This is a genomic window from Streptoalloteichus hindustanus, assembly GCF_900129375.1.
Taxonomy (GTDB): Bacteria; Actinomycetota; Actinomycetes; order Mycobacteriales; family Pseudonocardiaceae; genus Streptoalloteichus; species Streptoalloteichus hindustanus.
Genome location: NZ_FQVN01000013.1, coordinates 116,756 through 141,095, shown reverse-complemented (window position 1 = coordinate 141,095; position 24,340 = coordinate 116,756). Strand labels below are relative to the sequence as shown.

The following is a 24,340-nucleotide window of genomic DNA, read 5'->3' as shown; positions in this document are numbered from 1 at the left end:
GGCGAGAAGTGCCGAGAGTCAGCGAGACGCGTTTGCCCTGTTCAAGCCCGTAGTTGGGGCCACAGCGCAGGTCACGCGCGTAGCGCGATCACTTCCTGAAGATGTGGGCGCTGACCCGGCCGCGGATCCACGGGGACTTCCTGCTGCTGGACGAGGCGCAGGACACCAACCCCGTGGTCGAGCAGGTCTTCCTCGCCCAGGGCGCGCACGCGCAGCTGGTCATGGTGGGCGACTCCGCTCAGGCGATCTACGGCTGGCGCGGCGCCAGGGACGTGATGACCGGCTTCCGGGGCCGTCAGCTGGCGCTGTCGCACTCGTTCAGGTTCGGACCCGAGGTCGCCGCCGAGGCCAACCGATGGTTGGCGATCGCAGACGCCCCGATCCGACTCACCGGCGCACCGACCATCAACAGCCGTCTGACCACCGCCACCAACCCGGACGCGATTCTGTGCCGCACCAACGGCGGCGCGATCGCCGAGATTCTCACCCTCCTGGCACAGGGACGCCGGATCGCACTGGCCGGACGGGCCTCGACCCTGAAGGAGCTGGCCGAAGCGGCGCGCGACCTGAAGCAGGGACGGCGCACCACTCATCGCGAGCTGTTGCTGTTCTCGACCTGGGGCGAGGTGCAGGAGTACGTCGAGTGGGACCCCGACGGCCGTGACCTGCTGCCGTTCGTCGACGTCATCGACCAACACGGCGTCGATGTCGTCCTGCAGACCCTCACCCGCCTCCGCGCCGAATCCGACGCCGAGGTGACCGTCTCCACCGCACACGCCGCCAAGGGCCGCGAATGGCCGACCGTCCGCATCTCCGGCGACTTCCCCGAACCCACCGACGAGGAGAACACCACCGTGGATGGGGATCCACAGCCCGGCCCGATCGAGCCCAGTGAAGCCCGCCTGGCCTACGTTGCGGTCACTCGTGCCCAGCAGCAGCTCGACCTGGGTGGGCTGTCGTGGATCAACCAGCACCCCGACGGAAGCCCCTCCACCGCCTTGAGCGCGGTGAGCCGGTAGCGGCCGGGCCCATCGCCCGAGAACAGCTGGTACACCGCGTCGTGTTCGCAGACGTCGGTGGGTGCCACCTGAGGCGGCTGATCGCTTTCCCCACCGTGCGGTCCTGGTCATGCCGCGCGAGGCGACGACACGGAAACGAAGCTCCGGAGAGATCGGTGTTCGCCCAGTGAACTATCGTTCACAATTGGGGTCGCCGAGGGTGGTCACCCGGACGATCACTGTCCACAGTGTCGTTCCCGCCGGGAACGGTAGCGTCGCTCGGCACTCGACACCGTCTGGAGGACGCATGCCGCGCCCCGCCACCGCACCGGACACCACGGGCGAGGAGCTCGTGGGCCCGCTCGACCGCGGGCTGACCGTCCTGCGCACGTTGGCGACCAGCCCGGAGCCGCGGCTGCGCCCCGGCGACCTGGCGCGCACCACCGGCCTCGCACGGGCCACGGTGGACCGGATCGTCTCCACCCTCGCCCGCCTCGGCTACGTCCGCGTGGACGGACGCGAGGTGCTGCTCGCCCCCCAGCTGCTGGAGGTCGGCAACGCCTACCTGACCGCCAGCTCCCTGCCGGCCGCGCTGGAGCCGCACCTCGCTCGCCTGTCCGAGGACCTCGACGAGGCGGTGTCGGTCGCGGTGCCCGACCAGCAGGACGTCCGGCTGCTCACCCAGCGAACCCGGCCGCGCGCGGTGCGGGTCTCCTTCCGCATCGGACTCCCGCTGCCCGCCGACCGCTGCTCCCCCGGACCGCTCTTCGCCACCTCGTGGAACGACGACGACTGGCAGGCCTGGCGCGAGAGCGCCCGTCTCCGGGACCTCTCCCCGGCCGCGGTGGCCGACTTCGAGCAGCGCGTCGCCGAGGCACGGAAAACCGGTTTCGCCGTGGACGACCAGTTCCTCGAACCGGGCCTCATCGCCGTGTCCGTCCCGTTGCGGGACGCCGACGGACGAACGGTGTGCACGGTGAACGTCGTCAGCGACACGAGCCGGCACACGGCGGCCAGCCTGGCCGAACACGCGCTGCCCCGCCTGCGGGCCGACCTCCCCGCCATGACCGCGGACCTGGGCCGTTCGCCGGCGACGGACCCCTCTGCGGCGGAACCCCGCACCGCCACCTGGCTGCGGGACTGGAAGGACCAGCTCGGACCGGAGTTCCTGCAGTCCCTGGCCCGTGGGCTCGCGGTGCTCACCGCGCTGCGCCCACCGGGCGGCCTGACGTTGTCGGCGGTGTCGGAGGCCACCGGCCTGCCCCGGGCCAGCGCCCGCCGCGCCCTGCTCTCCCTCCAGCAGCGGGGTTACGTGGCGCCGACCGGCGACGGGCGGCGCTTCACACTCCTGCCCCGGGTACTGGAGCTGGGCTACGCCAAGCTGTCCCGGCTCGCCTTCGAGGACGTCGTCCAACCGCACCTGGCCGAACTCGTGGAGCAGGTGCACGACTCCGCCTCGGTGGCGGTCCTCGACGGCGACGACATCCGCTACGTGGCCCGCGTGTCCACGGTGCGGATCATGAGCGTCGACCTCCGGGTCGGCACCCGGCTCCCGGCCTACGCCACAGCGATGGGGCGCGTGCTCCTGTCCGGACTACCACCGGCCGAGCTGGCGGACCGCCTGGACCGCGTCGAGCCGCGCGCCCTCACCCCACACACCCGCACCTCGCGAGCCGCGCTGGCCGACGCGGTGGCCGACGCGCGGCGGGACGGACACGCGTTGGTGGAACAGGAGCTGGAGGAAGGGCTGCGCTCCATCGCGGTCCCCCTGTGCGACCGCGACAACCGGGTGATCGCCGCCGTCAACGTCGCCTCCCCGATCGGCAGCAGGACCAGCGCCGAGATGCGCGACGAGGTGCTGCCGGCGCTGACGGCCGCCGCCCACCGCATGGCGGACGACCTCGCGGCCGTCATGGAGCGAGGACACCTGACCCTCCCCTGACCCCGAGCCAGCCCGCACCGCCGCGAAGTCCGAATAGCCGGGCTCCACCATCCACAGTGGATAGTCCTCAGTGGACAGATGTTCACCCCGCCTCCGACTGGTCGAACCCAAAATCCGCCCCGTGCGTGTTCGAGTCACACCAGGAACACAACGGCCGGTGAGACACGAGCCCACCGGCCGTCGACTCGTTCAGCTCAGAATCCTTCGGCTTCCTGCCACCGCACACAGGTCGGGCGGTGCCCGCCGGACTCGTGGAACTCGTGCACAGCTGCCCGAAGCTGGTCGAGGGTGATCGCCGCGTCGTCTGGGAACGGGTTGGCGGCACCGATGTCCTTGTGCAAACTCGCCTCCGGCACGGGGCGATCGGACTTCGACACCCAGGGACAGTCGAAGCCCGGGCCGACCCAGGCGAGCGCCGCGACGTGGTGGGTGGGGTCGATGTCGATCTTGAGCCCGTGGTCGGGGACCTGCAGGCGACCGAACCTCGGGCGCTCAAGCACAAAGGCCGAGGGGTTGTGGTTGTAGGTGGGAGCGGCGGCGATGATCCGGTCCAAGGCGGCGTCGACCTCCTCCGCGGTGCGCGCGATGATGGGACCGCGGTCGGACTGGGATTGGAGTCCGAACTTCACCGTGTAGGTCACCCTCTGTGCCTTCTCCTGCAGATGTGGGTTCCCACGTCGTCGTGGATGATGAGCACCTGGCCTGGCTGAGGACATGCTCGGCGTTCCAGCCTCCGCAGAGCTAGCGGTACATGCCCCCACAGATCTCTCTTCGCTGTGGCCTTGTCGGGCTGACCAGAGCACATGCGAATCATCAGATCACCGTTCGTGTGCACGGTGGCGCCGAGATGCTCGTGCTTGCGAAGGCGCTCGAACGCGCGGGTCGCCGCTGACGCGAACTCGGGGAAGACCTCGGCGAACCGATCGAGGCAGCGGAAGATACTGTCTGAGGGCGCGAGCGAGCCGTCCCCTTTCATCCACGATCAATACGCGTGAGAACGCCACGGGGCCGGTTCTGGTCGTTCTGGCCGAGACGCTGGCCGCGTTCGTGGCGGCAGCGAAGCTCAGCAAGCTCGACCTGCGGTGAACACGACGAAACACAACAGCCGGTAGGACACGAACCCACCGGCCGTTGACTTATTCGACCCAGACTCCTTCCTGCCCCAGTCAGAATCCGTCCGCTTCCTGCCACTGCACGCAAGTCGGCCGATGCCCGCCAGACTCGTGGAACTCGTGCACAGCCGCCCGAAGCTGGTCGAGGGTGATCGCCGCGTTGGCGGGGAAACGCAGGCCAATGCCGAGATCGCGATACAGGTCGACCTTCGGCAGGGGGGTGTTGGACAGCGTCATCCATGGCTGATCGAAGCCGGGGCCGACCCAGACGAGCGCCGCGACCCGTTGGTCCGGGTCAACGTCGAACTTGAGCCCATGATCGGGAATCTCGGCAGGACCGAACACGGGACGCTCAACCACGAACGCGGTGGGGTTGTGCCGATAGCCGTAGTCGACCGCGGCGGCGATGACACGGTCCAACGCCGCGTCCACCTCCTCCACGGTGCGGGCAGTGAACGATCCCCGGTCAGTCTTGGCCTGGAGGCCGAACTCCAGCGTGTAGCTCACGCCTGCGGTTCCCTTCCCTTGTACACATGGAGCGAGGACACCTGACCCTCCCCTGACCCCAGGCCGGCCCACACCACGCCGCGAAGTCCGGACAGCCGAACTCAATCATCCACAGTGGATAGTCCTCGGTGGACAGATGTTTACCCCGCCTCCGACTGGTCGAACCCAAAACCCGCCCCGTGTGCGTTCGAGTCGCACCAGGGGCACCACATCTTCTCTGCCGACGTTGATCGGTGTGAGCTCATGTTCACGCGTCTGGCCGAGTTGGCGCGTGACCCCGATGGACCTGTCGATCTCGTCAGGCGGATCGCGCAGAGTCGAGTGAGAAGGGATTTGCCGGATGACTACCCCACACAACACGCCTCGCCCTCGCTGGTCGTGGCGCAAGTCCTCCCGCAGCAGCGGCGCTAGCCACGGGGCTTGCGTTGAGCTGGCGTGCGACGGCGAGGCAAGTGCCCTGCGGGACAGTAAGAACCCCACGGGGCCGGTACTGGTCGTGCCGACCGAGACGCTGACCGCGTTCGTCGCGGCAGCGAAGCTCAGCAAGCTCGACCCGCGGTGAGCACGAAGAACACGACGGCCGGTGGGACACGAACCCACCGGCCGCTGCCGTACTGAGCTTCCTCTCAGAATCCTTCGGCTTCCTGCCACTCCACGCAGGTTGGCCGGTGTCCACCTGACTCATGGAACTCGTGGGCGGCGGCCCGAAGCTGGTCGAGGGTGATCGTCGCGTTGGCGGGGAAACGCAGGCCAATGCCGAGATCGCGATACAGGTCGACCTTCGGCAGGGGGGTGTTGGACAGCGTCATCCATGGCTGATCGAAGCCGGGGCCGACCCAGACGAGCGCCGCGACCCGTTGGTCCGGGTCAACGTCGAACTTGAGCCCGTGGTCGGGGAACTGGAGGGGGCCGAACGTTGGGCGCTCGAGGACGAGCGCAGTGGGGTTGTGGTAGTAGCCGTTGCCGACCGCAGCGGCGATGACACGGTCCAACGCCGCGTCCACCTCCTCCACGGTGCGGGCAGTGAACGTTGCGTCATCAGCCCTGGCCTGTAGGCAGAACTCCAGTGTGTAGCTCACCCTTGTGACGTGTCCTTTCCCTTGAAGATATGGGTTCCGTCGTCATCGTGGATGACCAGCATCTGGCCTGGTGCCAGTACACCTGGGAGTAGCCGGCGACATCCGTACTTCATCCGATCGATCCTATTGTTGATGGCCAGCTCAGCCCTATCGGTGCCACTAAGCCGCATCCGGTAGGCGACCATCACCTCCACATGCTTCGAGGTCTCCAGGTTCGTGTACTTCGTAGGGACGAGGCTGGCTTCCACCATGAAGCGTTTCAACTCTTCGTCCAGGCCATCCTCCTGCGCCCCGCTTCGCACAGTGTGCTCGATGCCGTCCTCGTCGACGTAGACCCCGGTGGTGGGTCCCTTGCCACCGGGTCGGACGGGTAATCGCGCCCGCGCCCGCTGACCCCACCCACGATCCACCGGGAAAGGCCGTTGTGCCGGTGCCGCAGCGGAATCTGGGGCTGGTCGTCCCGTCGGGGAGCCATCGGACGCCAGGCGGTCGGCGAAGTCGTGAAGCCGCTTGGTCAGTTCCGCAAGGAGCAGCCTGAGCTCGTCGAGGCGGTCATTCGTCGACGCGAGCATCGCCACGATCTGGACGGGCTCGTCAGACCAGCTTCCCTCAGTGGCGGCCACGACCGCGGTTTGGCACTCCCGCAAGCAACTCTCGGCGACCACGATCTCCTGGGACGGAAGCTGGTCCGCAACGCTTCGAACAGCCTGGGCGACCTCCGCGAGAGCCGACACAGCCCCCTCCTTCATCACCAGCCCGGCCTTGGCGACAAGCAGCGTCGCGGCCAGGGGTGACAGAACCGAGCCGATCGGACTGATGATCACCCGGTCGAGTGCACGCGTAAGCCTGCTCCCGCCGTGCCGGTCGTTTGCCACGGCTGCGCGGGCCGCCGATGGCGGGCGGCAGGTGCCCGGCCTGCCGCGACCGCCGCAGCAGTCGGCGGCCGTAGTTCGTTCGTATCCGCCGTTCGGTCCAGCTTCGCGCCGGTCGGCATGCGGCCTTCGTCCGGGTCGCCCTCGACGTAGGCGCTGTCCTGATCCACATCTCTTCCGACGACGTCTTCGACGGCGCCGCTCCGCCCTACGCACCCACGGACGCCCCGCACCCGGTCAACGACTACGGCCGAGGCAAGCTCGCGGCCGAACACCACGTGCTCGCTCTGGCTCCCCGGGCGGTGATCCTGCGGGTTCCCGTTCTCTACGGCCCCACCCGCACCTGGGACGAATGCCATGTCACCGCGATCGCACACGCCGTCGCCGCAGGCCAGGCGGTCACGCGGGACCACACCACCCGCCGCTGCCCCACCCACGTGGACGACGTCGCCGTCGTCGTCGACCTGCTGGTGCGTCACGCTCGCCAGCACGCTGTCCCCGCCGGAATCTGGCACTACAGCAACAGGGAGGGCTTCACCAAGTACGAGATCGGCCAGCTCGTCGCCCGCGTCCACGGACTGCCCGTCGGTCATCTCGTCCCCGATCACACGCCCCTGGTCGATCGGCCCGGGGACTGTCGGCTGGACGTCACCACGCTGGCCGAGCTGCTCGGGCCGCTTCGCCTGCCCACGCACGACTTCCTCACCCGCATGGCCGTGCACCCGGCCGTGGATCACCCGAGCCGATCCCTAGCATCAACACCCTGTTCCGGCCACCACGCTCTCCGTCATCGGAAAGGCCCCACGTCCCGTGAAACTTCTGGTCACCGGCGGCCTCGGCTACATCGGCAGCGTCGTCACCCACCGGCTGCTCGACGCCGGCCACGAGGTCGAGATCCTCGACGACCTGTCCACCGGCCACCTCGACGTCCTCCCCGACGGCGTCCGCCTCCACCAACACGACATCCACGACGTCGACCAGGTCCTCACCCGCCACGCCGGCTTCGACGGCGTGCTGCACCTCGCCGGCCTGATCTCCGCCGGCGAGTCGGTCCACCACCCCGACCGCTACTGGGACGTCAACGTCACCGGCTCCCTGCGACTGCTCGCCGCGATGCGCGACGCCAGCGTGCCCCGACTGATCTTCTCCTCCACCGGCTCGATGTACGCGCCCAAGGGCATGGACACCCTCACCGAGACCGACCCGATCGCCCCGCCCGGCCCCTACGCCACCACCAAGTACGTCACCGACCTGGCCATCACCGACCACGCCCGCGCCTTCGGGATCGCCGCGGCCAGCCTGCGCTACTTCAACGCCGCCGGCGCCGCCGGACGGCTCGGCGAACGCCACGACCCCGAGACCCACCTCATCCCCCTGGCCCTGCACGCCGCCGCCACCGGCGGCACGACGCGGATCTTCGGCGAGGACTACCCCACCCCCGACGGCACCTGCGTCCGCGACTACATCCACGTCGAGGACCTGGCCACCGCCCACCTGCTCGCCCTGCAGGCGGTCCAGCCCGGCCGGCACGAGATCTACAACCTGGGCAACGGCAACGGCTACAGCACCAAGGAAGTCCTGGCCACCGTCGAACAGGTCACCGGGACAACCCTCACCATCCAGGTCGACCCGCCCCGTCCCGGCGACGCCGTCGTCGTGGTCGCCTCCGCTGACAAGGCCGCCCGCGAACTCGGCTGGCAACCCCAACACCCCGACCTCACGCGGATCATCGGCGACGCCTGGGCCTTCCACCAGCACAACACCCTGAGCCACCCAGCGATCCAGTGACAGGAGCCGTCGTTCCTCTGTGACGCTGGCAGTCCCCGCGATGCGGTCAGGCCCGCACCGGGGCTGCCAGCCCGCAGCACACGCGGATCACCTGGCAGCGCTGGGAACTGGCTACCCTCGACGACACCAGCCACCTACCCCAGCACTGCCGCTTCAGCTGACACCTGACGTTCCGTGTGAAAGGCGCGGCCTTCCAACGATCTCTCCTGGGATTCCCGGGCAGGCACAGCCGCGACCAGCCAGAAGCCCGCTCGCAGGCAGAACGCGGACGGCCCCCTCCGGTGGTGCTGGTCCAGCGACCATCACGTTCGACTGGTCCACGTCTGTGATCCGAGGGCCTGCTGACGATGACGTTCTGCCCAACAAGGCAGCAGCGTCCGTCACCAGGGCGCCGCGGCAGGAGCCAATGAGGTCTGCGTCTACTCGTCAGCGGCGGGTTCGGGCCATGTTCGCAACGAAAGGATCGAGGTCGGACTCGAGTTTCCGACGAACATGGCGGGGGCACGCTGGGTTGCTCGCAACGCTGAACCGGACGTATTTCGCGGGATCAGCAGCCAGGTTCTCGAGCAGGTTCGCCGGGCAGTTGGGGTTCTCCGCGACCCGCTGTCGGTCCTGCTCGTCGGCGCTGGCCGCTGCGGTACGTATCAGCGCGGGGTTTCGCGTGTGCGACAGCGCCAGCGAACGGACAGCGTAGCCCGGGTCGTTCGCTCTCGCGTCCACCACATGCTCAGGGGTGGCCCGATTGGTCACGACACTCATCCGGACCATTGTTTCCGGGTCTCTGCTCAGCAGTTCCAGGATGTCCGTCGGGCACCGAGGGTTGCTTGCCACCGCCATACGAGTGCGCCAGGGCCCGTGAGGCCATGCGGCGATGGCCTCGTGTAGCAAGCGGGCCGAGCGTGTCTGCCCGAGAGCCGCATTCCGCACATCCTCGTCGGGATCACCGACGAGTTCATCGATGACGTCCTCGGGGGCGTCCTGACACAGTCCTACGGCCTGTCGAACTTCGTGTTCCTGGCTGCGCGCCAGGGTCCTGATCAGCGCCTCCGGGAGTCCTCTCCGGAGATACGGTCCGGTCGGACGGCCATCCACATCAGGTTGCCACTCGTCGTCGTGGCACCAGGTCGGCTCCACAAGAGGCCGATCGCAGCCACCCTGGTAGACATCGCGACACAACATTCCTCGATGGTCTCAATCGGGGCCGCCCGATGGCTCTGCCGGGGTTTCACGATGTGACCACCAGAACACACCTGGACATTGTCACGTAACTCGTGCTGGCCTCCTGGACCACCTTCATGTCCACTCCGGCGGCCAGCGCCATCGTGGCCGCGCCATGACGCGGATCGTGCAGGCGGATGGGCGGCAACCCCATCTTCCCAACCAGGTCCTGGAAGTGGTTCGACACGTGGTTGGGATTAAGCGGTGATCCGTCGGGGGCCATGTAGATCAATCCCAGTGTCCTTCCAGCTTGGGCCCTCCGCGCACGGGACTGGTCGGCTATGGCGGCAACACCGAACAGGTCTACCCGCGGGTCGGGAACCGGTTGTTGCTGCCGGAATCGTGGTCGGACGAGTAGAGATCACCCGCTGCACAGGATGCGCTTGCGTGGCAAGGAGAAGCTGGCTCGTCCGAACACCTGCCGGTCAGGGTTGATCGTGTGGTGTGTGCGTGGTGCGCCCGGTTGCGCCGGCGCCTCATCCGGCACGGGATGCGTCTGGGTCGGAGTCCTGGGCGGGCCGGCTCGATCGGTACTGTCCCGGGGCGACGCCGAACTGTCGTTTGAAGGCGTGGGAGAACGAGAACGGTGACCCGTAGCCGACCTGGCGCGCGATGTTGGGCAACGGCAGGTCGCTGTCGCGCAGCAGCCGGGCCGCGGTGGTCATCCGCCACCAGGTCAGGTACGCCATGGGCGGCTGCCCGATCAGCGTCGTGAACCGCCGCACCAGGGTCGCGCGGGACACCCCGACGCGGGCGGCCAGGGTGTCGGCGCGCCAGGGCGCCGCGGGGTCGGTGTGCAGGGCTTCGAGCGCGGCGGCGACCTCGGGGTCGCGCAGCGCGCGGGGCCAGCCGGACTCCGCGCTCTGGTCCAGCCAGGCCCGCACCAGGTACACCAGCAGCAGGTCGAGCAGTCCGGTGAGGACGGAGTGCCGACCGGGCCGGTCGGCGTGCACCTCGCCGCCGAGCAGCTCGATGGCCGCGCGCAGCTCGGGGTGGCGCCCGACGTGGGCGGGCAGGTGGATCACCTCGGGCAGGCCGGCCAACAACGGGTGCGCTCGTGACCGGTCGAGCCGGTACTTGCCGCACAGGAACTCGACGGGGCCGTCCGGTTCCTCCACCGCCGCGTCGAAGGGAAGCGCTCCCGCGGCGCTCGGCGAGTCCGACAGCACGTGGGAACTCCCGTGCGGCACCAGGACGATGTCGCCGGCGTTGATCGGCGCGGGTTCCGCGCCGTCGACGATCAGCCAGCCGGAACCGCGCAGCAGGACGTGGAACCCGACGCCGTCGTAGGGCATGAGCCGGTAGCGCCACCGGGACCCCAGGCGCATCCGGTTCGAGACGGCCCGCCCGGTGCGCATCATCTCGATCGCGTCGCTCAACACGTCCACGGCGAGATCCTAGCGATCGAGGATGAGCCGATCTCGTATCAGGATGCGTGGATCACGCATGGAAACGCGCAGGTCGGGGCCATACGGTCGTGGTGTGAACAACTTCCAGCTCGGCGAGGTCGAGATCAGCAGGGTCATCGAGTGGCAGGGCGAGTTCGGCCCGGCCCGGCACCTCGTCCCGGACAGCCCGCCCGAGCTCTGGCGGGACAACGAGCCCGCGCTCGCGCCGGACCACTGGCTCCCGGGCACCGACACCTGTCGCGGCGCGATCCAGACGTGGGTGCTGCGCAGCGAGGGTCGGGTGATCCTCGTCGACACCGGCCTCGGCAACGACCGGGACCGACCGCAGAACCCGCTCTTCGACCACCTCACGACCGGATACCTCGACCAGCTCGCCGAGGCCGGGGTTCGCCCGCAGGACGTGGACACCGTCGTCAACACCCACCTCCACACCGACCACGTCGGGTGGAACACGATGCTGCGCGACGGCGAGTGGGTGCCGACTTTCCCCAACGCCACCTACCTGATCCACCGCGCCGACCACGATTTCTACGACCCGCGCAACGCCCACCGACGCCGCGCGCCCCGCGACGACCAGGAGCGACTGCGACAGGAGGGTGACCTCCTGGTCCACGCGGACAGCATCGCGCCGATCCTCGGCCAGGCCGTGCTGTGGGAGGACGACCACCGCATCGACGGCAACCTCAGCCTGGAGCACACCCCGGGACACACGCCCGGCTCCGCGATCCTCCACCTGTCCTCCGGCACGGACCGCGCGGTGTTCGTCGGCGACGTGCTGCACAGCCCCGTGCAGATCTTCCAGCCCGACCACAGCAGTTGCTTCTGCGAGAACCCGAGGGAGGCGGCCACCACGCGCCGCCGGGTCCTCGAACGCGCCGCCGACACCGGCGAACTCGTGGTGCCCGCGCACTTCGCCGGCGCCAGCGCAGTCGAGATCGCCCGAGAGGGCGCTCACTTCACCATCACCGGCTGGGCTCCCCTGACCTCCTGACTCCGAAAGGCATTGCGCGGTCCGCCACGCCGTGCCCGCGAGGCTGTGAGCGTTTCCTGTCCGGAGATCCGTCAAAGTGCGTCGCCACCTGCGGCCCACCCCACCAGCCACCAAACCCAGTCCACAATGGACACGGCCGACCACGTCCGCGCCATCCAACCTCAGGCAGGGCTTCTGCTTCGCGCTCGCCCGCTTCGGAACGCGCCAGGACATGCTGGCGCTGGTCGACTACCTGATGACTGACCGGTCAGTCATCATCAACCCATGCCGAGAAGAGTCGACCGGGAAGCTCGCCGGGAGGAGATCCTCCAGGCCGCCGTCCGGGTGTTCGCCCGCAAGGGATTCACCGCCGCGCGCATCGACGACGTCGCCGCCGAGGCGGGAATCGCCAAGGGCAGCGTCTACCTGTACTTCGACAGCCGGGACGCGCTGCTCGCCGCCGTGTTCGACAGCTACGCCGCCCACTCGGCCGGCGTGCTCGCGGCGCGGTCGCAGGGCTCCCCGCTGGAGCGGCTGGCCGACCTGGTCTCCACCACGATCCAGTTCCTGGCCTCCCACCCCGACCACGCCAGGGTCCTGCTGGACCTGTGGTCGTCGGGCCCACCGCTGGACATGGCCGCCGTCTACCGGGAGTACCGCGAGGCGGTCGCGGGGTTGCTGCGGGAGGCGCACGCCGCCGGCGAGTTGCGGCCCGGCATCGGAGAGCGGCACGCGACCGTGATCGTGGGCGCAATCGAGGGCTGCCTGGTGCAGTGGCTGGTCGATCCGAGCGTGCCGCTCGCCGAACTCGCCGACCCCGTCATCGAGCTGTGCCTGGACGGAGTCCGCGCATGACCCTCGTCGACCGCCTGGTCGCCCCCGGCGCGAGCCGGGGCGAGATCGCGACCAGTTTCGGGGCCGCCGTCGTCGGCGCGGCCCTCGCCCTCGTCCTCACCGTCCGCGCCGACCTGCCCGCGCTCGCCGTGCTGGTCGTCGCGCTGGTCGGTTTCGACCTGTTCGGCGGCGCGGTGGTCAACGCCACCGCCTCCGCCAAGCGTTGGCACCACCGGCCGGGCCGGACCCGCTGGCACCATCTGGCGTTCGTGGCCGTCCACGTCCAGCCGTTCCTGCTCGCTCTGGTGGTGCCCGGGTTCTCGTGGCTGATGGCGGCGACGAGCTACGGGGCAGCACTCGTCGCGGCCGTGCTCGTGGTGTTCACGCCACCCCCGCTCCGCCGACCGGTCGCCTTCGCCCTGACGGCGTTGGCTCTGGTCGCGGTCACGAGCCTGACCACGGCCCCCGCCGCACTGGCGTGGTTCGCCCCGCTCCTCCTGGTCAAACTCCTGCTGGCCCACCTGATGCCCGAGGAGGCAAGCCGATGAATTGGCGCTGGGAAGCGAAACCGTCCCGGGTCAGGCGCGGAGTTGGGCTTTTTTGGTGTAGCGGAGGTGGAAAGCGAGCAGGCCGGCCAGCACCACCCACCACTGCACCTTGGGGACCAGTGCGACCAGGTCGATCGGCAGCAGGTACACCAGCGCGATGTTCACGACGGTGTCGACCAGCAGGACCGCGCCCCACACGGCGGTCAGCACCCGCATCCCGCTGCGGAAACGGTGGTCGTGCTCCCAGCGGGCCTCCCACTCGCGGGCTCCGGACTCACCGGTCCTGGTCACCGCGACCGTGCGGCCCAGCACCAGCAGCGCGGGCCGTCCTCTGAGGACAGTGACCAGCATCCACGCGCCGAGCAGACCCAGCAACGCCCCGACCCAGCTCTCACGCACGACCAGTGCGCGGGGGTCGTCGGTGAGCAGGCCGATGACCACGCTGAACACCATGACGCTGACCGTGAACACCGCCATCAGGTCGAGCCGCCGATCACGCGCCAGCCGGTACGCCGGGTGCGGCAGAGCGATGAGGACGCCGGCCATCAACGCCCACCACTGCCCCACTCCCGCGAGCCGCAACCCGTAGTACGCCGCCATCGGCACGACGACGTCGAAGGCGACGGCGGCGGCGTTGCGGCGCAGGAGCGCACGCGTACCGGCGCGTCGCTCGGCGCCGATCTCGCGCCGTGGCCCGGACATGGTCGTCACCTCGGCTCACCGCCGCCACGGCGCGGTCGCGCGTTCGAACGCGTCGGCCAGTTCCCGGCCGCACCGTTCCAGGTCCCGGGCCGGGCCCTCGCCCTCCTCGCCCGTCGCGTGGGCGCCCACCACCGCGTCGATGGCTCCGGTGAGGGCGTGCGCCATCACCCACACGTCGAACGCGCCGAACTCCCCCGCCCGCTGCCCGTCCCGCAGGTGCGTCGCGAACAGCTCCGCCCGGCTGGTCACCACCGCGCTGTCGACGATCACCTGCCCGTCGGCGTCCCTGGCGTTGTTCAGGATCTCCAGCAGCGCTCGGAGATGCGCGGGGCGGGAGCCGACGATGTCCACATTGGACTCGATGTAGGCGCGGAGTTTCGCGGCGTACCCGGCGGCCGCGTCGATCCTGGGCCGCATGAACTCCGTCAGCACCCGCACGATCTCCTCGGCGCAGGCCCGCACGAGGTCGTCCTTGCCGGCGAAGTGGTAGGAGATCATGCCCGTGCTGCTCAGCCCCGCCCGTTTGGCGATCCTGGCGAACGAGGCCCTGGCGTAGCCGAGCTCGGCGATCACCTCGATGGCCGCGTCCACGATCTGGGCCCGGCGGCCCGACTCGGTGAAGGTCCGTTCCCGCTGACCACCCGACGCTTTTGCTCGCATGAGCAAAAAGTAGCAGAACCAAGCAAAAGGGACGTGGTCCCGTCGCCACGGGGAACAGGCGAGGTGGCCGACATCGCGTCTGACCACCCCGCCTCGTGCCCCCGCGCCCCGTCAGCCCTGCCCTGACGCGGCAGCGAGGGGTATGGCTACCCCGCGACGGACCCGCCCCTCGCCGGCTTCCCTGCGGATGGCGCTCGGTCCGTCGTCGCTGGTACCCAGCCTGGCAGCACGCGCACCGGGACGCCGTGGCCAAAGGTCCCTACTTGTGGCCCAGAGGTCCCGGACCAGGCGGTCAGCGTCCGCCGCCCCTCCCCGTCCAGATCGCCGGAGCGAGATAGTGGGGCTCACGGTTCCCAACGAGCACGCAGAACGCCGTCCTCGTCCGGAAGTACGGCCGCGAGCAGCGGGTGACGTTCGTCCTCGACCGACTTCAGGCCCATCACGGCACGCGCCGTCCGCGCCACCTGGGCAGCCTGTCGCGGGGAGAGCGCGACGCGCACGAACCGGTCGGTGATCACGCCGTTCTCGTCCTCCCAGACGAGCTGGTCCACGTCGTCCTGGGCCAACCTGCGAAGCACAGTCGTGTTGTCGGTGTCCAGCTCCGGCCACACCAGCACCCTCGCTCGTGGGGCAAGGGCGGCGCGCACCGCGTCGATCGTGGTGCTGTGCAGGCGATGCCAGCGGGACGCGCCCTGGACGTACCCCTCCTCCAGGATCACCGTGCCACGACGGTCGACGAGTTCGGCCACCTCGGCCCAGAAGCTCTCGTCCGCGGAACGCCGGTCGACGGGCTCGTCGAAGGACGGGTCGTACGGGGAGGCGACGAGCCGTTCCGGAAACAGGCCCAGCGCGCGGGCATGGGCGACGGCCCGGTCACAGGGCTCGGCGCTGCCGACGTACATGTACTGGTCGAAGCCGATGTGCACGAAGAAGCGCCCCTCCACCTCCAACCGGCACCAGGCTCCGGCTTCACGCAGCATCACCCGCACCAGGTCGACGCCGAGCGCGAGGGGCACCTGCGCGCCGTCGTGATAGCCGGCGAGGTCAGCGGGGAACAACCCGATCAACCCGTGGCCCTCCATCGGTGCCTCCGCGCCGAAGCTGATGCCAGGGGCCAGTTCCGGGTCACGGATGGTCAGGGTGGTGACTCCGGTGTCCTCGGCGAAGGCGGTCACCGCGGCGAGGTAGGCAGCCTCCAGGACGCCGTGATCACTGGTGACGTCCTGGTCGCCGACGTAGTGACCGTGCTCGTCGCGGTCGGCGGGGTCGAACTTGGTGACCCGGTGGACATACGGCAACACATGCGGCCCATCTCCTTGGCGTTCAACGCAGGCCGGGAGCACGGTACGCACCGGCAGCGCGCGATTCGACCGAGAAACGCGAGAAACGACTCGTCACAGGCCCCGGGCGTCGTTACTCGCCCAGCGGCGCACCTCGCCAGCGCCAGTCCCCTCTCCGACCGCGACCGGGAACGTCGATCCGGTCGGTCGCCCACAACAGCGCGGTCCACGGGTCGATGTCGGCCAACTCGGCAGCGACGTCGGGAAACATGCGGGCGAGCACACGGGCGCACACATCGCGGGACGGGTCGAGGGTGGTACCGAGCCCCCGAGCGATGTCCTCGCCGTGGACGAGCAGTTCCACGCAGCCCATTCCGGCGAAGCCTTCGGGATCGGCCATGCCGGTCGGGTGGTAGGCGCGCGCACCGGGTGCGGCGGTGCGCACCGTGGACGCGAGGATGCCCGCACCGGTGAGCGCGAACTCCAGCGCCTCGGCCGCGGACGCGTCCTTGTCAAGGCTGGCAAGGAATCGCACATACCGCGTGGAAGGTCGGGCGACGAGCTGGGCCGCGTAGGACAGGAGGCAGTCGCCGACGTGGTCGGCGGTGCTCCAACAACTCCACGTCCCGGTGCCCGGCGCCGCCGCCCAGTCGTGGTCGACGGCCGGACGCAACGCACTGTCCACAGTGGACATCGCCGAGTCGAGATCACGGGCGGAGACAGTCAACGGCGCTCCCACGCGAACGAGGTGAGTTCGGTCGGGCCGCATCATCCCCTGACGCCACCGCCGCTGTCGCCGGTACTGCCGGGCAGGGCGATGCAGAAGGCGGGGTCCCAGTCGGAGGGACCAGGACCCCGCCCGCCGCCTCACGACGGATCAGTCGACTTGGACACTGCTGCCGAACGGGAACGACGCCGTTCCGCCCTGTTGGACGAAGCCCACCATGGAGCCCTCGCACTTGTCGTCGTCGTAGACGTAGGCGAGGCGGTCGGTGAAGTTCGTGACCGTCAGCGGGTTCCGGGTGCTCGCGTAGCAGCCGTTCGGGTCCTCGTGCTGCTTGCCGTCGACCACCAGCGTTCCCCGGGCCGCCCCCGCCGCGGTGGGCGCGGTCACGGCCGTCGCCCCGGCCACGGCGAGAGCCGCCAGCACCGTCATCGCACGTCGCATGATCGTTTCCTCTCGCTCGTGGGCGGGCCCCGTACTCCGCCACCCACCGCGAGGGTCTGCGGTCCCCGCCCCGGAAGCCCAGACCAGCGGGCCATGACCAGCCGTCCGAGTTACCCTGCTTCACCTGGTCCGGTCACCAAGTCGTGACGGTGCGTGAGCAGTCGTCGTCGGGTGAGCTGTCACGTCCACGCCGCCGGCCTCGTCCCCGGTGCATGACGTTCCTCCGCATCGGACTGTGGTTCCTGGCCGCCACGCAGGCAGGCGTGGGCGGCTGGGCGCTGCTCGCGCCCCAGGGCTTCTACGACGGCTTCCCCGCGCCCGGCCACCACTGGGTCGCGATGTTCCCGCCCTTCAACGAGCACCTCGTACGCGACTTCGGCGCCCTCAACCTGGGGTTCGCGGTGGCGCTCGCGTTCGCGGCGGTCACCGCCGACCGGCTGCTGGTGCAGGCCGTCCTGGCGGCGTACCTGACGTTCTCGGTGCCGCACATGGTCTTCCACCTCGGACACCTCGACCACATGCCGGTGGTCGACCAGGTCGGCAACGTCGTCACGCTGGCGTTGGCGGTCGTGCTGCCCGTGGCGCTGATCGTCGTTGTCCGCCGCCGGGCGACAACCTGACACCAGCCCCGCACAGCGGTGGCCGCGAGCGCTCCGAACACGACGGCACGGCACGGAGAATCCGTGCCGTGCCGTCCGGAGCCGAGCACCACCACCGGGAAAGTCGTCAGGGCGGCGGACCGGAAGGGGTCAGCCCCACCGACGCATCGCGGGCTTCTCCACGAACTCGTGCAGCGCCCACGCCACCAGCACCGTCACCGCCAGGGTCCCCCCGACGAACAGCAGCACGCCCGGAACGCCCCAGGACTGGTCCTGACCGACCAGACGGCGCATTCCGGACAACACCGGCAGGTGCGCCAGGTAGAACGCGAACGAGATGCGGCCCAGCCAGCCCATGACCGGGGTGCGCAGCAGACCGCGCCGCTCGGCCAGGTCGTTGCGCGCGGCGGCGGCGATGGTCAGCAGCACCGGGACGATCGTCACCGCCGCGAACGCGTACGGCGCGGGCACGAACAGCGCCACCACCGACGCGACGGCCAGCAGGGCGACCGCCCCGGTGAGGGGCAGCCCCCGCCACCGGCCGTCGATCACCATCCTGGCCATGACGATCCCCATCACGAACTCCAGGACCCGCACCGGCGGGAACACGTACCCCAACCACAGCTGCATCTCGGGCGACAGGGTCAGGTGGCTCACCACGGCGATCAGCGCGACCGCGCCGACCAGGCCGACCAGCGTCATGGCCAGCCGGTGCGCGGGGACGCGGTTGATCCAGCGCACCAGGACGGGGAACATCAGGTAGAAGAAGAGCTCGGCGGAGATCGACCAGCTCGGCCCGTTCCCGGAGACGGTGAACCGGTTGTCCGGCAGCCAGCTCTGCAGCAGGAAGAGGCCGGGCACGTCGGCGGCCGAGCTGCCGGCGCCGGTCAGCAGCAGCAGGCCGGCCGGGTAGGTCACCAGGTGCAGCGGGTAGATCTTCACCAGCCGCCGGCGCCAGAAGCGGCCCACGGCCTCCGGGCGCGCCGACCAGGTCAGGATGAAACCGCTCAGCACGAAGAAGAACGACACCGCCGTGTGCCCGACCGTGCCCACCAGGAAGAGGTAGACCGAGCGGAGGTCGGGGTCGGCGGCGATGTGCAGCAGGTCGAGGCCGTAGGGCAGGTCGTCGGCCTGGATGGCGAGGTGGAAGAAGAACACCGACAGCGCGGCGAACGCGCGCATGCCGGTGAGCGAGGGAAGCGCGGGTCGCCGCACGCCGTCAACGGACATGCGCTGCTCGTGGAACGTGATGGTCATCGAGGATCTCTCCGTGCATGGCAGGGGACGGACCGGGGGCGCCGCGGGATCAGCGGCCGAGCGGGTTCACACCGTGCGCGCGCGTCCCGCGCCGAGCCGGGCGCGGGCGGGCGCGGTGCCCGTCGCGCCGGGGCCGAGCGGGACGCGCGGAGCGGTGTCGTGGGAGTGGTCCGCCATGCCCGTTAGGCTGGACACCCGCGTCGAGGTGATCAAGTACGCACTTCGAGGTGGGTGGTTACCCCAGGGACAGTGAGCAGGTAGGGGGCGTGACATGCCGATCGTGCGGAGGCCGGGGGCATACCACTGCGGGACCGACGCGGCGATGGACGTGATCGGCGGGAAGTGGAAGGTGCTGATCCTCTGGGCGCTCGACCAGCGGCCGTTCCGCTTCGGCGAGCTGCGGCGGGCGATCCCGGGGGTGACCGAGAAGGTGCTCGCCGCGCAGCTCCGGGAGCTGGAGGACGACGGTATCGTCCGGCGCGAGGTGTACGACGAGGTGCCGCCCCGCGTCGAGTACTCGTTGACCGAGACCGGCGTCTTGCTCAACCAGGCCCTGATCCCGCTCGGGATGTGGGGGCAGAAGCACGTCCTCGGCTCCAGCTACACGCCGGCGGCGTCCTAGGAGGACGATCCACTTCCCCCTCGCGGGGTCCCGGCTGGCCCACGGACAGCGCGTGGGCTGTTTTCGGCGTGCGCGGAAAACGCGGAAACCGCCGTCTCTGTCGGGAAACTGTCCACGGGTTTCGACCTGTCCACCGAGGAACCGGGCACGGCCTTGTGGCCCCGGTTCCGGCCCCGCCACACTCCGTGATCACGCACAGCGGTTCACGGACGTGCCCGACGACGTGGCGAGGTCTGCCGACCAGTCCCCGACCTCCCGCGTTCGCCCCGGGTTCACGGCGGCGTGGGCGCCGGTTCGGACTCGCTCGGTAGACAACCGCCGCAGCGAAGCGGACGGAGGCAGGCGGATGTTGGAGCGGCGGAAGGTCCTGGCCGGCGCGGTGGCGATGGCGGCGTGGGGCGCCCTGTCGCCGGTGGCCAGGGCGGCGCAGCCGGTGCGGAAGTTCCCGATGCCGTCCGGCCGCGAGCTGACGGTGCTCGTCACCGGCGACGCGGGCACCGGCAAGGCCGGGCAGTGGGCGGTGGCGCGGGCGGCCAAGGAGGTCTGCGCCCGCGAGGGCCTGTCGCTGGCGGTCGGCCTGGGCGACAACATCTACGAGAACGGGCCGGAGAGCCCGGAGGACGACGAGTTCGACACCAAGTTCGAGGAGCCCAACGCCGGGCTGGACGTGCCGTGGCTGATGGTGCTGGGCAACCACGACTGCAGCGGCATCATCCCGGGCAGCGGCGGCCGGCCCGCGCGCGGTGACCACGAGGTGGCCTACCACTCCCGGTCCGCCCGCTGGTGGATGCCCGCGCGGTACTACTCGGTCGCGGTGCCGCAGCAGGCGGCCCAGCCCGTGGTGGAGTTCTTCGCCCTGGACACCAATCCCGTCGCCTCCACGGTCATGCAGACCGATCCGCACTACTACTGGAACGGCCCCTTCATGCGGGCGCAGCGGGCCTGGCTCGACCGCGCGCTGCGCGAGTCGAAGGCGACGTGGAAGGTCGTGCTGGCCCACCACCCGTTCCGCAACAACGGAAAGCACGGCAACGCGGGCGAGTACGACGGCATCACGGTCGGCGACTACACCAGCGGCCGGCACCTCGCCGAGCTGTACCGGGAGATCGTGGTGGGCCGCGCGGACTACGTGCTCTCCGGCCACGACCACACGTTGCAGCTCCTGGACACCGCGCCGGACTGGAAGGGCACCGAGCAGGTCGTCTGCGGCGCGGCGGCCAAGCACGGCGACGGCACCAGCAAGGTGACGAACAAGTCGTTCTGGCAGGACTTCAGCAGCCTCGGCTTCATGGTGATGAAGATCCGGGACGACCGGGTCGTCCTGGACGCCTACACGGTCGACGCGGACACCGCGCGGCCCACCCTGGCGCACAGCCGAACCCGCAAACGCTGAGCCTCCCCCGTGTCGCGGTTGGGCGGGCCGGTGTCCTGAGCCAGTCAGGACACCGGCCCCCTCCTCCGGGAGTCTCCGGCGGGCTCTGCCGCGTTCCCTTGGCGTGCGACGCCTTCCTCGCCCGCGAGCATCGACGCCCGAACGACCCCTTGTCGCCCAACCTCTTTGGCGCACACTGGGTTGGTGCGGATCCTGTCGTTCCCGGAGGACGCCACCCCGCCCGACCTGCGCCAGCAGGTCATCGAGCTCCAGCACGAGGGATGGCCCGGACACGAGGCCCTGCCGCCGCTCGACCCGGCGGCCCGGGTCGGCCGGCACACCACGCACGATCCCGCGCTGCGTCCGCTGTCCCTGCTGCTCGTGGACGGCGACCTCGTCCTGGCGGCGCTGGACATCCTCACCAAGGAGATCACCCACGCCGGACAGCGGTACCGGGCCGGCGGGCTCGGCAGCGTCGTGACTCGCCAGTCGGCGCGGCGGCGCGGACACGGGCGGCGTCTCGTCGCGGCGTCCCGGGAGAGGATGGCCTCCTGTGGTCTGGACGTCGGCCTGTTCACCTGCGACCGCCCGCTCCAGGGGTTCTACGAGAGCGCCGGCTGGCATCTGCTGCCGGGCGCGGTGATGGTCGGAGGAACCCCGGAAAACCCCTATCCCAGCGACCAACCCGGCTTCGACAAGGTGGTCATGGGCAACTTCTTCACGCCCCGCGGCCAGCAGAACCGGCGCGCCTTCCACCACAGCCGCGTCGAGGTCCACCCCGGGGAGATCGACAAGCTCTGGTGAGATTGACGCGTTCTCCCCGAGCCAGCACGGCCGCGGGGGCGGGTGGCCGCTACCGCGCTCGCGAGTGCCGGTCCTCCAGGCGGGTCACCGTGCGCTGGTTTCGACCCGACGCGGTGTTGATCACGTCGTCCAGGACGTCCCGGGAGCGGACCAGGTCGTTGATCATCCGGTTGATGCGGTCGCGTTCGGCCGTGAGGTCGGCGACCAGCCGCGGAGAGGCGATCTCGGACGGGCCGCCGTCGGCGTCGCGCATGCAGGGCAGCAACTGGGCGATCTTCGCGCTGCACAGCCCGGCCGCGAAGAGCTCCTGGATGCGGATGACCCGGTCCACGGCGGCGTCGGGGTAGTCGCGGTGCCCGCCCAGCGTGCGGACGGCGGTCAGCAGACCCTGCTTCTCGTAGTAGCGCAGTGAACGCTCGCTCACCCCGGTGCGCCGGGCCAGTTCGCCGATCCGCATTCCCCACCTCGCGACTTGAACCTGACACTGGTGTCAACTTCTACCGTACCGGCATGACGAACAGCCGAGAGCTCCCCCGCCTCCTCCAGCCCGCCGACCTCGGCGCCCTGCGCCTGCCGAACCACCTGGTCATGGCACCGATGACCCGCAACCGCGCCGCCGCCGACGGCACCCCGACCCCGATCATGGCGACCTACTACGCGCAGCGCGCCACCGCCGGGCTGATCATCGCCGAGGCGGCGACGCCGAACGCCGTGGGACAGACCTACCCCAACATCACCGCGATCCACAACGAGGCGCACGTGGCCGGGTGGCGGCGGGTCACCGACGCGGTGCGCGCCGAGGGCGGCCGGATGTTCCTGCAGATCCAGCACGGCGGACGCATCGGCCACCCCGACACCAGCGGGCTGCACCCGGTCGCGCCCTCACCGATCCCCCTCCCGGAGACGATCTTCACGCCGCACGGGCACCAGCCCCCGGTCGTGCCCCGCGAGATGACCGCGGCGGAGATCCGGTCCACTGTGGCCGACTTCGCCGCGGCGGCCCGCAACGCCGTCGACGCGGGCTTCGCCGGCGTGGAGGTGCACGGGGCCAACGGCTACCTCCTGCACCAGTTCCTGGCGCGCAACACCAACCAGCGCGCCGACGACTACGGCGGCCCGGTCGCCCACCGCATCCGGTTCCACGTCGAGGTCGTGCGCGCGGTCGTCGAGGCCGTCGGCGCGGAGCGGGTGGGCCTGCGCCTGTCCCCCGGTCTCGTGGTCAACGGCGTCGAGGAGGACGACACCGAGGAGATCTACCCGGCGCTCGTGGACGCCCTCGCCGACCTCGACCTGGCCTACCTGCACATCGTGTTCGCCGACCCGGACAAGCCCGTCTTCCAGGAGATCCGGAAGCGGTGGGCGGGGCCGCTGATCGCCAACCCGGCGCTGCCGCAGAACCCCACCACCCTCGACATCCACCACCACGGCGAGCGTCTGCTGGCCGCCGGCGCGGACCTGATCGCGCTCGGCCGCCCGTTCCTGGCCAACCCCGACCTGGTCGAGCGGCTGCGCGTGAACGCCCCGCTCAACCCGGTCCAGAGCGCGCACCTGATGTACGTGGGCGGCGAGACCGGCTACACCGACTACCCCGTGCTGGCCGACCTGCGCCAGGAAACCGAGGCGGCGCAACCGGTCGCGCCCTGAGCACCGCTCCCCTCCCGCGCCGGCGCCCCTCCACGAAGATCAGCCCTCGACTTCTAACCCCAATGGGGTTACATTGGGGGTACCCACAGGGACGACTGGAGGACCCCGTGATGCCGAAGATCAACGTGTACCTGCCCGACGACCTGGCGGAGGCGGTGAAGGACGCCGGCGTGCCGGTGTCGGCCATCTGCCAACGCGCCCTGGAACAGGCGGTCCGCCGGGTCACCGCCATCCGCGAGGCGGTCCTGGTCGACCTCGACGACGAGGAGCCGGTCGGGGCGCTGGCCCACTTCACCCCGCGCACCCGCACCGTGCTCAAGCTGGCGGTCGACCAGGCGAGGCAGGACGGCGCGCCCCGGCTGGGCACCGAGCACCTGCTCGGCGCGATGCTGGCCGAGGGCACCAACCTGGCCCTGCACGTGTTGCGGGCCATGGACATCGACCCCGAGCGCGTGGCCCGCGAGCTCGACCGCCAGCGCCCCGCGCCCCGGGAGGCGCCCCCGGAGGACAGCGACCCCCGGCGGTTCGACGGGCCGGCGGCCAACGCCCTGGAGATGACGGTGACCGAGGCGACCTCCCTCGGCCACAACTACGTCGGCTGCGAGCACCTGCTGCTCGGCCTGGCCGCCGAACCCGACGGCGTCGCGGGACAGGTGCTGCGCGCCCTGGGCGCCGACGCCCGGCTCGCCCGACGCGCCGTCACCGCCGCCCTGGCCGGCTACGTCCACCTGCGGGCCCAGGGTCAGCAGGCGGCCCAGAGTCAGCCGGGGACGCAGGGCCAGCCGGGGGCGCAGGGCGGGCAGCCCCAGTCGGCGACGCCGGCGGGCGTGCAGCAGGCACTCGCCGTGGTGGTGCGCAAGGAGATCGAGCCGCTGAACCAGCGCATCGCCCGACTGGAGGAGCACCTCAACCTGTCGTCCACACAGGACTGACCCCGAGTCCTTTGTGGACGGTG

General features: G+C 70.2%; 27 protein-coding genes and 2 pseudogenes. 14 read left to right on the top strand and 15 right to left on the bottom strand.

Annotated elements, in window-relative coordinates:
• Positions 1 to 101 precede the first annotated feature (101 nt).
• Positions 102 to 1,019, top strand: a complete 918-nt coding sequence (locus BUE43_RS28560) for a UvrD-helicase domain-containing protein (RefSeq protein WP_234995977.1) — start codon at positions 102 to 104, stop codon at positions 1,017 to 1,019.
• Positions 1,020 to 1,305: 286 nt separating this feature from the next.
• Positions 1,306 to 2,940, top strand: coding sequence for an IclR family transcriptional regulator domain-containing protein (locus BUE43_RS35840; protein ID WP_073489248.1), 1,635 nt, complete (start codon positions 1,306 to 1,308; stop codon positions 2,938 to 2,940).
• A gap of 194 nt (positions 2,941 to 3,134) precedes the next feature.
• Here the strand turns inward: BUE43_RS35840 and BUE43_RS28550 are convergent, their stop codons facing one another.
• Together BUE43_RS28550 and BUE43_RS28545 are read right to left on the bottom strand one after the other, a co-directional pair.
• Entirely contained in the window at positions 3,135 to 3,581 is a 447-nt protein-coding gene (locus tag BUE43_RS28550) for an Imm1 family immunity protein (RefSeq protein ID WP_073489245.1), read from the bottom strand.
• Between the two features lie 525 nt (positions 3,582 to 4,106).
• Positions 4,107 to 4,559, bottom strand: a complete 453-nt coding sequence (locus tag BUE43_RS28545) for an Imm1 family immunity protein (RefSeq protein WP_073489243.1) — start codon at positions 4,557 to 4,559, stop codon at positions 4,107 to 4,109.
• Positions 4,560 to 4,899: 340 nt separating this feature from the next.
• On the opposite strand from BUE43_RS28545, the gene BUE43_RS28540 reads away from it, so the two are divergent.
• Positions 4,900 to 5,121 (top strand): DUF397 domain-containing protein, encoded by a 222-nt coding sequence (locus tag BUE43_RS28540; RefSeq protein WP_073489241.1) that lies wholly within the window; start codon positions 4,900 to 4,902, stop codon positions 5,119 to 5,121.
• Between the two features lie 64 nt (positions 5,122 to 5,185).
• On the opposite strand, the gene BUE43_RS28535 is transcribed toward BUE43_RS28540, so the two are convergent.
• Positions 5,186 to 5,638: an Imm1 family immunity protein gene (locus BUE43_RS28535; RefSeq protein ID WP_073489239.1), complete on the bottom strand. Its 453-nt coding sequence runs from the start codon at positions 5,636 to 5,638 to the stop codon at positions 5,186 to 5,188.
• Positions 5,635 to 6,462, bottom strand: a complete 828-nt coding sequence (locus tag BUE43_RS28530; protein ID WP_073489237.1) for a DddA-like double-stranded DNA deaminase toxin — start codon at positions 6,460 to 6,462, stop codon at positions 5,635 to 5,637. Before BUE43_RS28530 ends, BUE43_RS28535 begins: the two co-directional genes overlap by 4 nt.
• Positions 6,463 to 6,596: 134 nt before the next feature.
• Here BUE43_RS28530 and BUE43_RS36075 point away from each other — a divergent pair.
• Positions 6,597 to 7,112, top strand: a pseudogene (locus BUE43_RS36075) (sugar nucleotide-binding protein); the annotation flags it as partial.
• Between the two features lie 208 nt (positions 7,113 to 7,320).
• The gene (gene galE / locus BUE43_RS28520; protein WP_073489235.1) at positions 7,321 to 8,298 is read left to right on the top strand and encodes a UDP-glucose 4-epimerase GalE; all 978 of its coding nucleotides are present in this window, start codon (positions 7,321 to 7,323) and stop codon (positions 8,296 to 8,298) included.
• Positions 8,299 to 8,724: 426 nt separating this feature from the next.
• Here the strand turns inward: galE and BUE43_RS35425 are convergent, their stop codons facing one another.
• The 4 genes and pseudogenes from BUE43_RS35425 to BUE43_RS28505 form a co-directional block, all read right to left on the bottom strand.
• Complete coding sequence (locus tag BUE43_RS35425; RefSeq protein WP_234995975.1) at positions 8,725 to 9,057, bottom strand: hypothetical protein; 333 nt, start codon at positions 9,055 to 9,057, stop codon at positions 8,725 to 8,727.
• Between the two features lie 24 nt (positions 9,058 to 9,081).
• Positions 9,082 to 9,135, bottom strand: a pseudogene (locus BUE43_RS36070) (hypothetical protein); the annotation flags it as partial.
• A 388-nt stretch (positions 9,136 to 9,523) separates the two neighbouring features.
• On the bottom strand, positions 9,524 to 9,739 hold the full coding sequence (locus BUE43_RS28510; RefSeq protein ID WP_083960263.1) for a tyrosine-type recombinase/integrase: 216 nt from the start codon (positions 9,737 to 9,739) through the stop codon (positions 9,524 to 9,526).
• A 253-nt stretch (positions 9,740 to 9,992) separates the two neighbouring features.
• Positions 9,993 to 10,904: an AraC family transcriptional regulator gene (locus BUE43_RS28505; RefSeq protein WP_073489227.1), complete on the bottom strand. Its 912-nt coding sequence runs from the start codon at positions 10,902 to 10,904 to the stop codon at positions 9,993 to 9,995.
• A 94-nt stretch (positions 10,905 to 10,998) separates the two neighbouring features.
• On the opposite strand from BUE43_RS28505, the gene BUE43_RS28500 reads away from it, so the two are divergent.
• The 3 genes from BUE43_RS28500 (at position 10,999) to BUE43_RS28490 (ending at position 13,277) form a co-directional block, all read left to right on the top strand.
• Positions 10,999 to 11,916, top strand: a complete 918-nt coding sequence (locus BUE43_RS28500) for an MBL fold metallo-hydrolase (RefSeq protein ID WP_200797697.1) — start codon at positions 10,999 to 11,001, stop codon at positions 11,914 to 11,916.
• A gap of 264 nt (positions 11,917 to 12,180) precedes the next feature.
• Positions 12,181 to 12,750 carry a TetR/AcrR family transcriptional regulator gene (locus BUE43_RS28495; protein WP_073489223.1) on the top strand — a complete coding sequence of 190 codons (570 nt, stop codon included), beginning with the start codon at positions 12,181 to 12,183 and terminating at the stop codon, positions 12,748 to 12,750.
• Positions 12,747 to 13,277 (top strand): hypothetical protein, encoded by a 531-nt coding sequence (locus BUE43_RS28490; RefSeq protein ID WP_073489221.1) that lies wholly within the window; start codon positions 12,747 to 12,749, stop codon positions 13,275 to 13,277. Before BUE43_RS28495 ends, BUE43_RS28490 begins: the two co-directional genes overlap by 4 nt.
• A gap of 30 nt (positions 13,278 to 13,307) precedes the next feature.
• Here BUE43_RS28490 and BUE43_RS28485 read toward each other — a convergent pair whose 3' ends face one another.
• The 5 genes from BUE43_RS28485 to BUE43_RS34450 all read right to left on the bottom strand — a co-directional run bounded on the left by BUE43_RS28485 (position 13,308) and on the right by BUE43_RS34450 (position 17,087).
• Complete coding sequence (locus BUE43_RS28485) at positions 13,308 to 13,979, bottom strand: VC0807 family protein (protein WP_073489219.1); 672 nt, start codon at positions 13,977 to 13,979, stop codon at positions 13,308 to 13,310.
• Positions 13,980 to 13,994: 15 nt separating this feature from the next.
• A complete protein-coding gene (locus tag BUE43_RS28480; RefSeq protein WP_073489217.1) occupies positions 13,995 to 14,639 on the bottom strand; it encodes a TetR family transcriptional regulator in 645 nt (214 codons plus the stop codon).
• Between the two features lie 344 nt (positions 14,640 to 14,983).
• A complete protein-coding gene (locus tag BUE43_RS28475) occupies positions 14,984 to 15,940 on the bottom strand; it encodes an RNA-binding protein (protein ID WP_073489215.1) in 957 nt (318 codons plus the stop codon).
• 112 nt (positions 15,941 to 16,052) lie between these two features.
• Entirely contained in the window at positions 16,053 to 16,646 is a 594-nt protein-coding gene (locus BUE43_RS28470) for a maleylpyruvate isomerase mycothiol-dependent enzyme family protein (RefSeq protein WP_073489272.1), read from the bottom strand.
• A 150-nt stretch (positions 16,647 to 16,796) separates the two neighbouring features.
• Positions 16,797 to 17,087, bottom strand: coding sequence for a hypothetical protein (locus BUE43_RS34450; RefSeq protein WP_159447806.1), 291 nt, complete (start codon positions 17,085 to 17,087; stop codon positions 16,797 to 16,799).
• Between the two features lie 212 nt (positions 17,088 to 17,299).
• Here BUE43_RS34450 and BUE43_RS28460 point away from each other — a divergent pair, with 212 nt between their 5' ends.
• Entirely contained in the window at positions 17,300 to 17,707 is a 408-nt protein-coding gene (locus tag BUE43_RS28460; protein ID WP_073489211.1) for a hypothetical protein, read from the top strand.
• Positions 17,708 to 17,836: 129 nt separating this feature from the next.
• Here the strand turns inward: BUE43_RS28460 and BUE43_RS28455 are convergent, their stop codons facing one another.
• Positions 17,837 to 18,943, bottom strand: a complete 1,107-nt coding sequence (locus BUE43_RS28455; RefSeq protein WP_083960259.1) for an acyltransferase family protein — start codon at positions 18,941 to 18,943, stop codon at positions 17,837 to 17,839.
• Positions 18,944 to 19,214: 271 nt separating this feature from the next.
• Between BUE43_RS28455 and BUE43_RS28450 the strand changes: the two genes are divergently transcribed.
• The 3 genes from BUE43_RS28450 to BUE43_RS28440 all read left to right on the top strand — a co-directional run bounded on the left by BUE43_RS28450 (position 19,215) and on the right by BUE43_RS28440 (position 21,741).
• On the top strand, positions 19,215 to 19,565 hold the full coding sequence (locus tag BUE43_RS28450) for a winged helix-turn-helix transcriptional regulator (RefSeq protein WP_073489209.1): 351 nt from the start codon (positions 19,215 to 19,217) through the stop codon (positions 19,563 to 19,565).
• A gap of 346 nt (positions 19,566 to 19,911) precedes the next feature.
• The gene (locus BUE43_RS28445) at positions 19,912 to 20,958 is read left to right on the top strand and encodes a metallophosphoesterase (protein WP_073489207.1); all 1,047 of its coding nucleotides are present in this window, start codon (positions 19,912 to 19,914) and stop codon (positions 20,956 to 20,958) included.
• Between the two features lie 183 nt (positions 20,959 to 21,141).
• A complete protein-coding gene (locus BUE43_RS28440) occupies positions 21,142 to 21,741 on the top strand; it encodes a GNAT family N-acetyltransferase (RefSeq protein ID WP_073489268.1) in 600 nt (199 codons plus the stop codon).
• A gap of 49 nt (positions 21,742 to 21,790) precedes the next feature.
• Here BUE43_RS28440 and BUE43_RS28435 read toward each other — a convergent pair whose 3' ends face one another.
• The gene (locus BUE43_RS28435; RefSeq protein ID WP_073489205.1) at positions 21,791 to 22,198 is read right to left on the bottom strand and encodes a MerR family transcriptional regulator; all 408 of its coding nucleotides are present in this window, start codon (positions 22,196 to 22,198) and stop codon (positions 21,791 to 21,793) included.
• Positions 22,199 to 22,251: 53 nt separating this feature from the next.
• Here BUE43_RS28435 and BUE43_RS28430 point away from each other — a divergent pair, with 53 nt between their 5' ends.
• Both BUE43_RS28430 and BUE43_RS28425 read left to right on the top strand, forming a co-directional pair.
• Positions 22,252 to 23,385: an alkene reductase gene (locus BUE43_RS28430; RefSeq protein WP_073489203.1), complete on the top strand. Its 1,134-nt coding sequence runs from the start codon at positions 22,252 to 22,254 to the stop codon at positions 23,383 to 23,385.
• 110 nt (positions 23,386 to 23,495) lie between these two features.
• The gene (locus BUE43_RS28425) at positions 23,496 to 24,317 is read left to right on the top strand and encodes a Clp protease N-terminal domain-containing protein (protein WP_073489201.1); all 822 of its coding nucleotides are present in this window, start codon (positions 23,496 to 23,498) and stop codon (positions 24,315 to 24,317) included.
• The last annotated feature ends 23 nt before the right edge of the window (positions 24,318 to 24,340 follow it).

Coding starts and splice junctions, on each gene's coding strand:
- BUE43_RS28560 (WP_234995977.1), top strand. CDS start 102: ATGTGGGCGCTGACCCGGCCGCGGATCCACGGGGACTTCCTGCTGCTG.
- BUE43_RS35840 (WP_073489248.1), top strand. CDS start 1,306: ATGCCGCGCCCCGCCACCGCACCGGACACCACGGGCGAGGAGCTCGTG.
- BUE43_RS28540 (WP_073489241.1), top strand. CDS start 4,900: ATGACTACCCCACACAACACGCCTCGCCCTCGCTGGTCGTGGCGCAAG.
- BUE43_RS35425 (WP_234995975.1), bottom strand. CDS start 9,057: ATGAGTGTCGTGACCAATCGGGCCACCCCTGAGCATGTGGTGGACGCG.
- BUE43_RS28510 (WP_083960263.1), bottom strand. CDS start 9,739: ATGGCCCCCGACGGATCACCGCTTAATCCCAACCACGTGTCGAACCAC.
- BUE43_RS28495 (WP_073489223.1), top strand. CDS start 12,181: ATGCCGAGAAGAGTCGACCGGGAAGCTCGCCGGGAGGAGATCCTCCAG.
- BUE43_RS28490 (WP_073489221.1), top strand. CDS start 12,747: ATGACCCTCGTCGACCGCCTGGTCGCCCCCGGCGCGAGCCGGGGCGAG.
- BUE43_RS28485 (WP_073489219.1), bottom strand. CDS start 13,979: ATGTCCGGGCCACGGCGCGAGATCGGCGCCGAGCGACGCGCCGGTACG.
- BUE43_RS28480 (WP_073489217.1), bottom strand. CDS start 14,639: ATGCGAGCAAAAGCGTCGGGTGGTCAGCGGGAACGGACCTTCACCGAG.
- BUE43_RS34450 (WP_159447806.1), bottom strand. CDS start 17,087: ATGCGACGTGCGATGACGGTGCTGGCGGCTCTCGCCGTGGCCGGGGCG.
- BUE43_RS28460 (WP_073489211.1), top strand. CDS start 17,300: ATGACGTTCCTCCGCATCGGACTGTGGTTCCTGGCCGCCACGCAGGCA.
- BUE43_RS28455 (WP_083960259.1), bottom strand. CDS start 18,943: ATGACCATCACGTTCCACGAGCAGCGCATGTCCGTTGACGGCGTGCGG.
- BUE43_RS28450 (WP_073489209.1), top strand. CDS start 19,215: ATGCCGATCGTGCGGAGGCCGGGGGCATACCACTGCGGGACCGACGCG.
- BUE43_RS28445 (WP_073489207.1), top strand. CDS start 19,912: ATGTTGGAGCGGCGGAAGGTCCTGGCCGGCGCGGTGGCGATGGCGGCG.
- BUE43_RS28435 (WP_073489205.1), bottom strand. CDS start 22,198: ATGCGGATCGGCGAACTGGCCCGGCGCACCGGGGTGAGCGAGCGTTCA.
- BUE43_RS28430 (WP_073489203.1), top strand. CDS start 22,252: ATGACGAACAGCCGAGAGCTCCCCCGCCTCCTCCAGCCCGCCGACCTC.
- BUE43_RS28425 (WP_073489201.1), top strand. CDS start 23,496: ATGCCGAAGATCAACGTGTACCTGCCCGACGACCTGGCGGAGGCGGTG.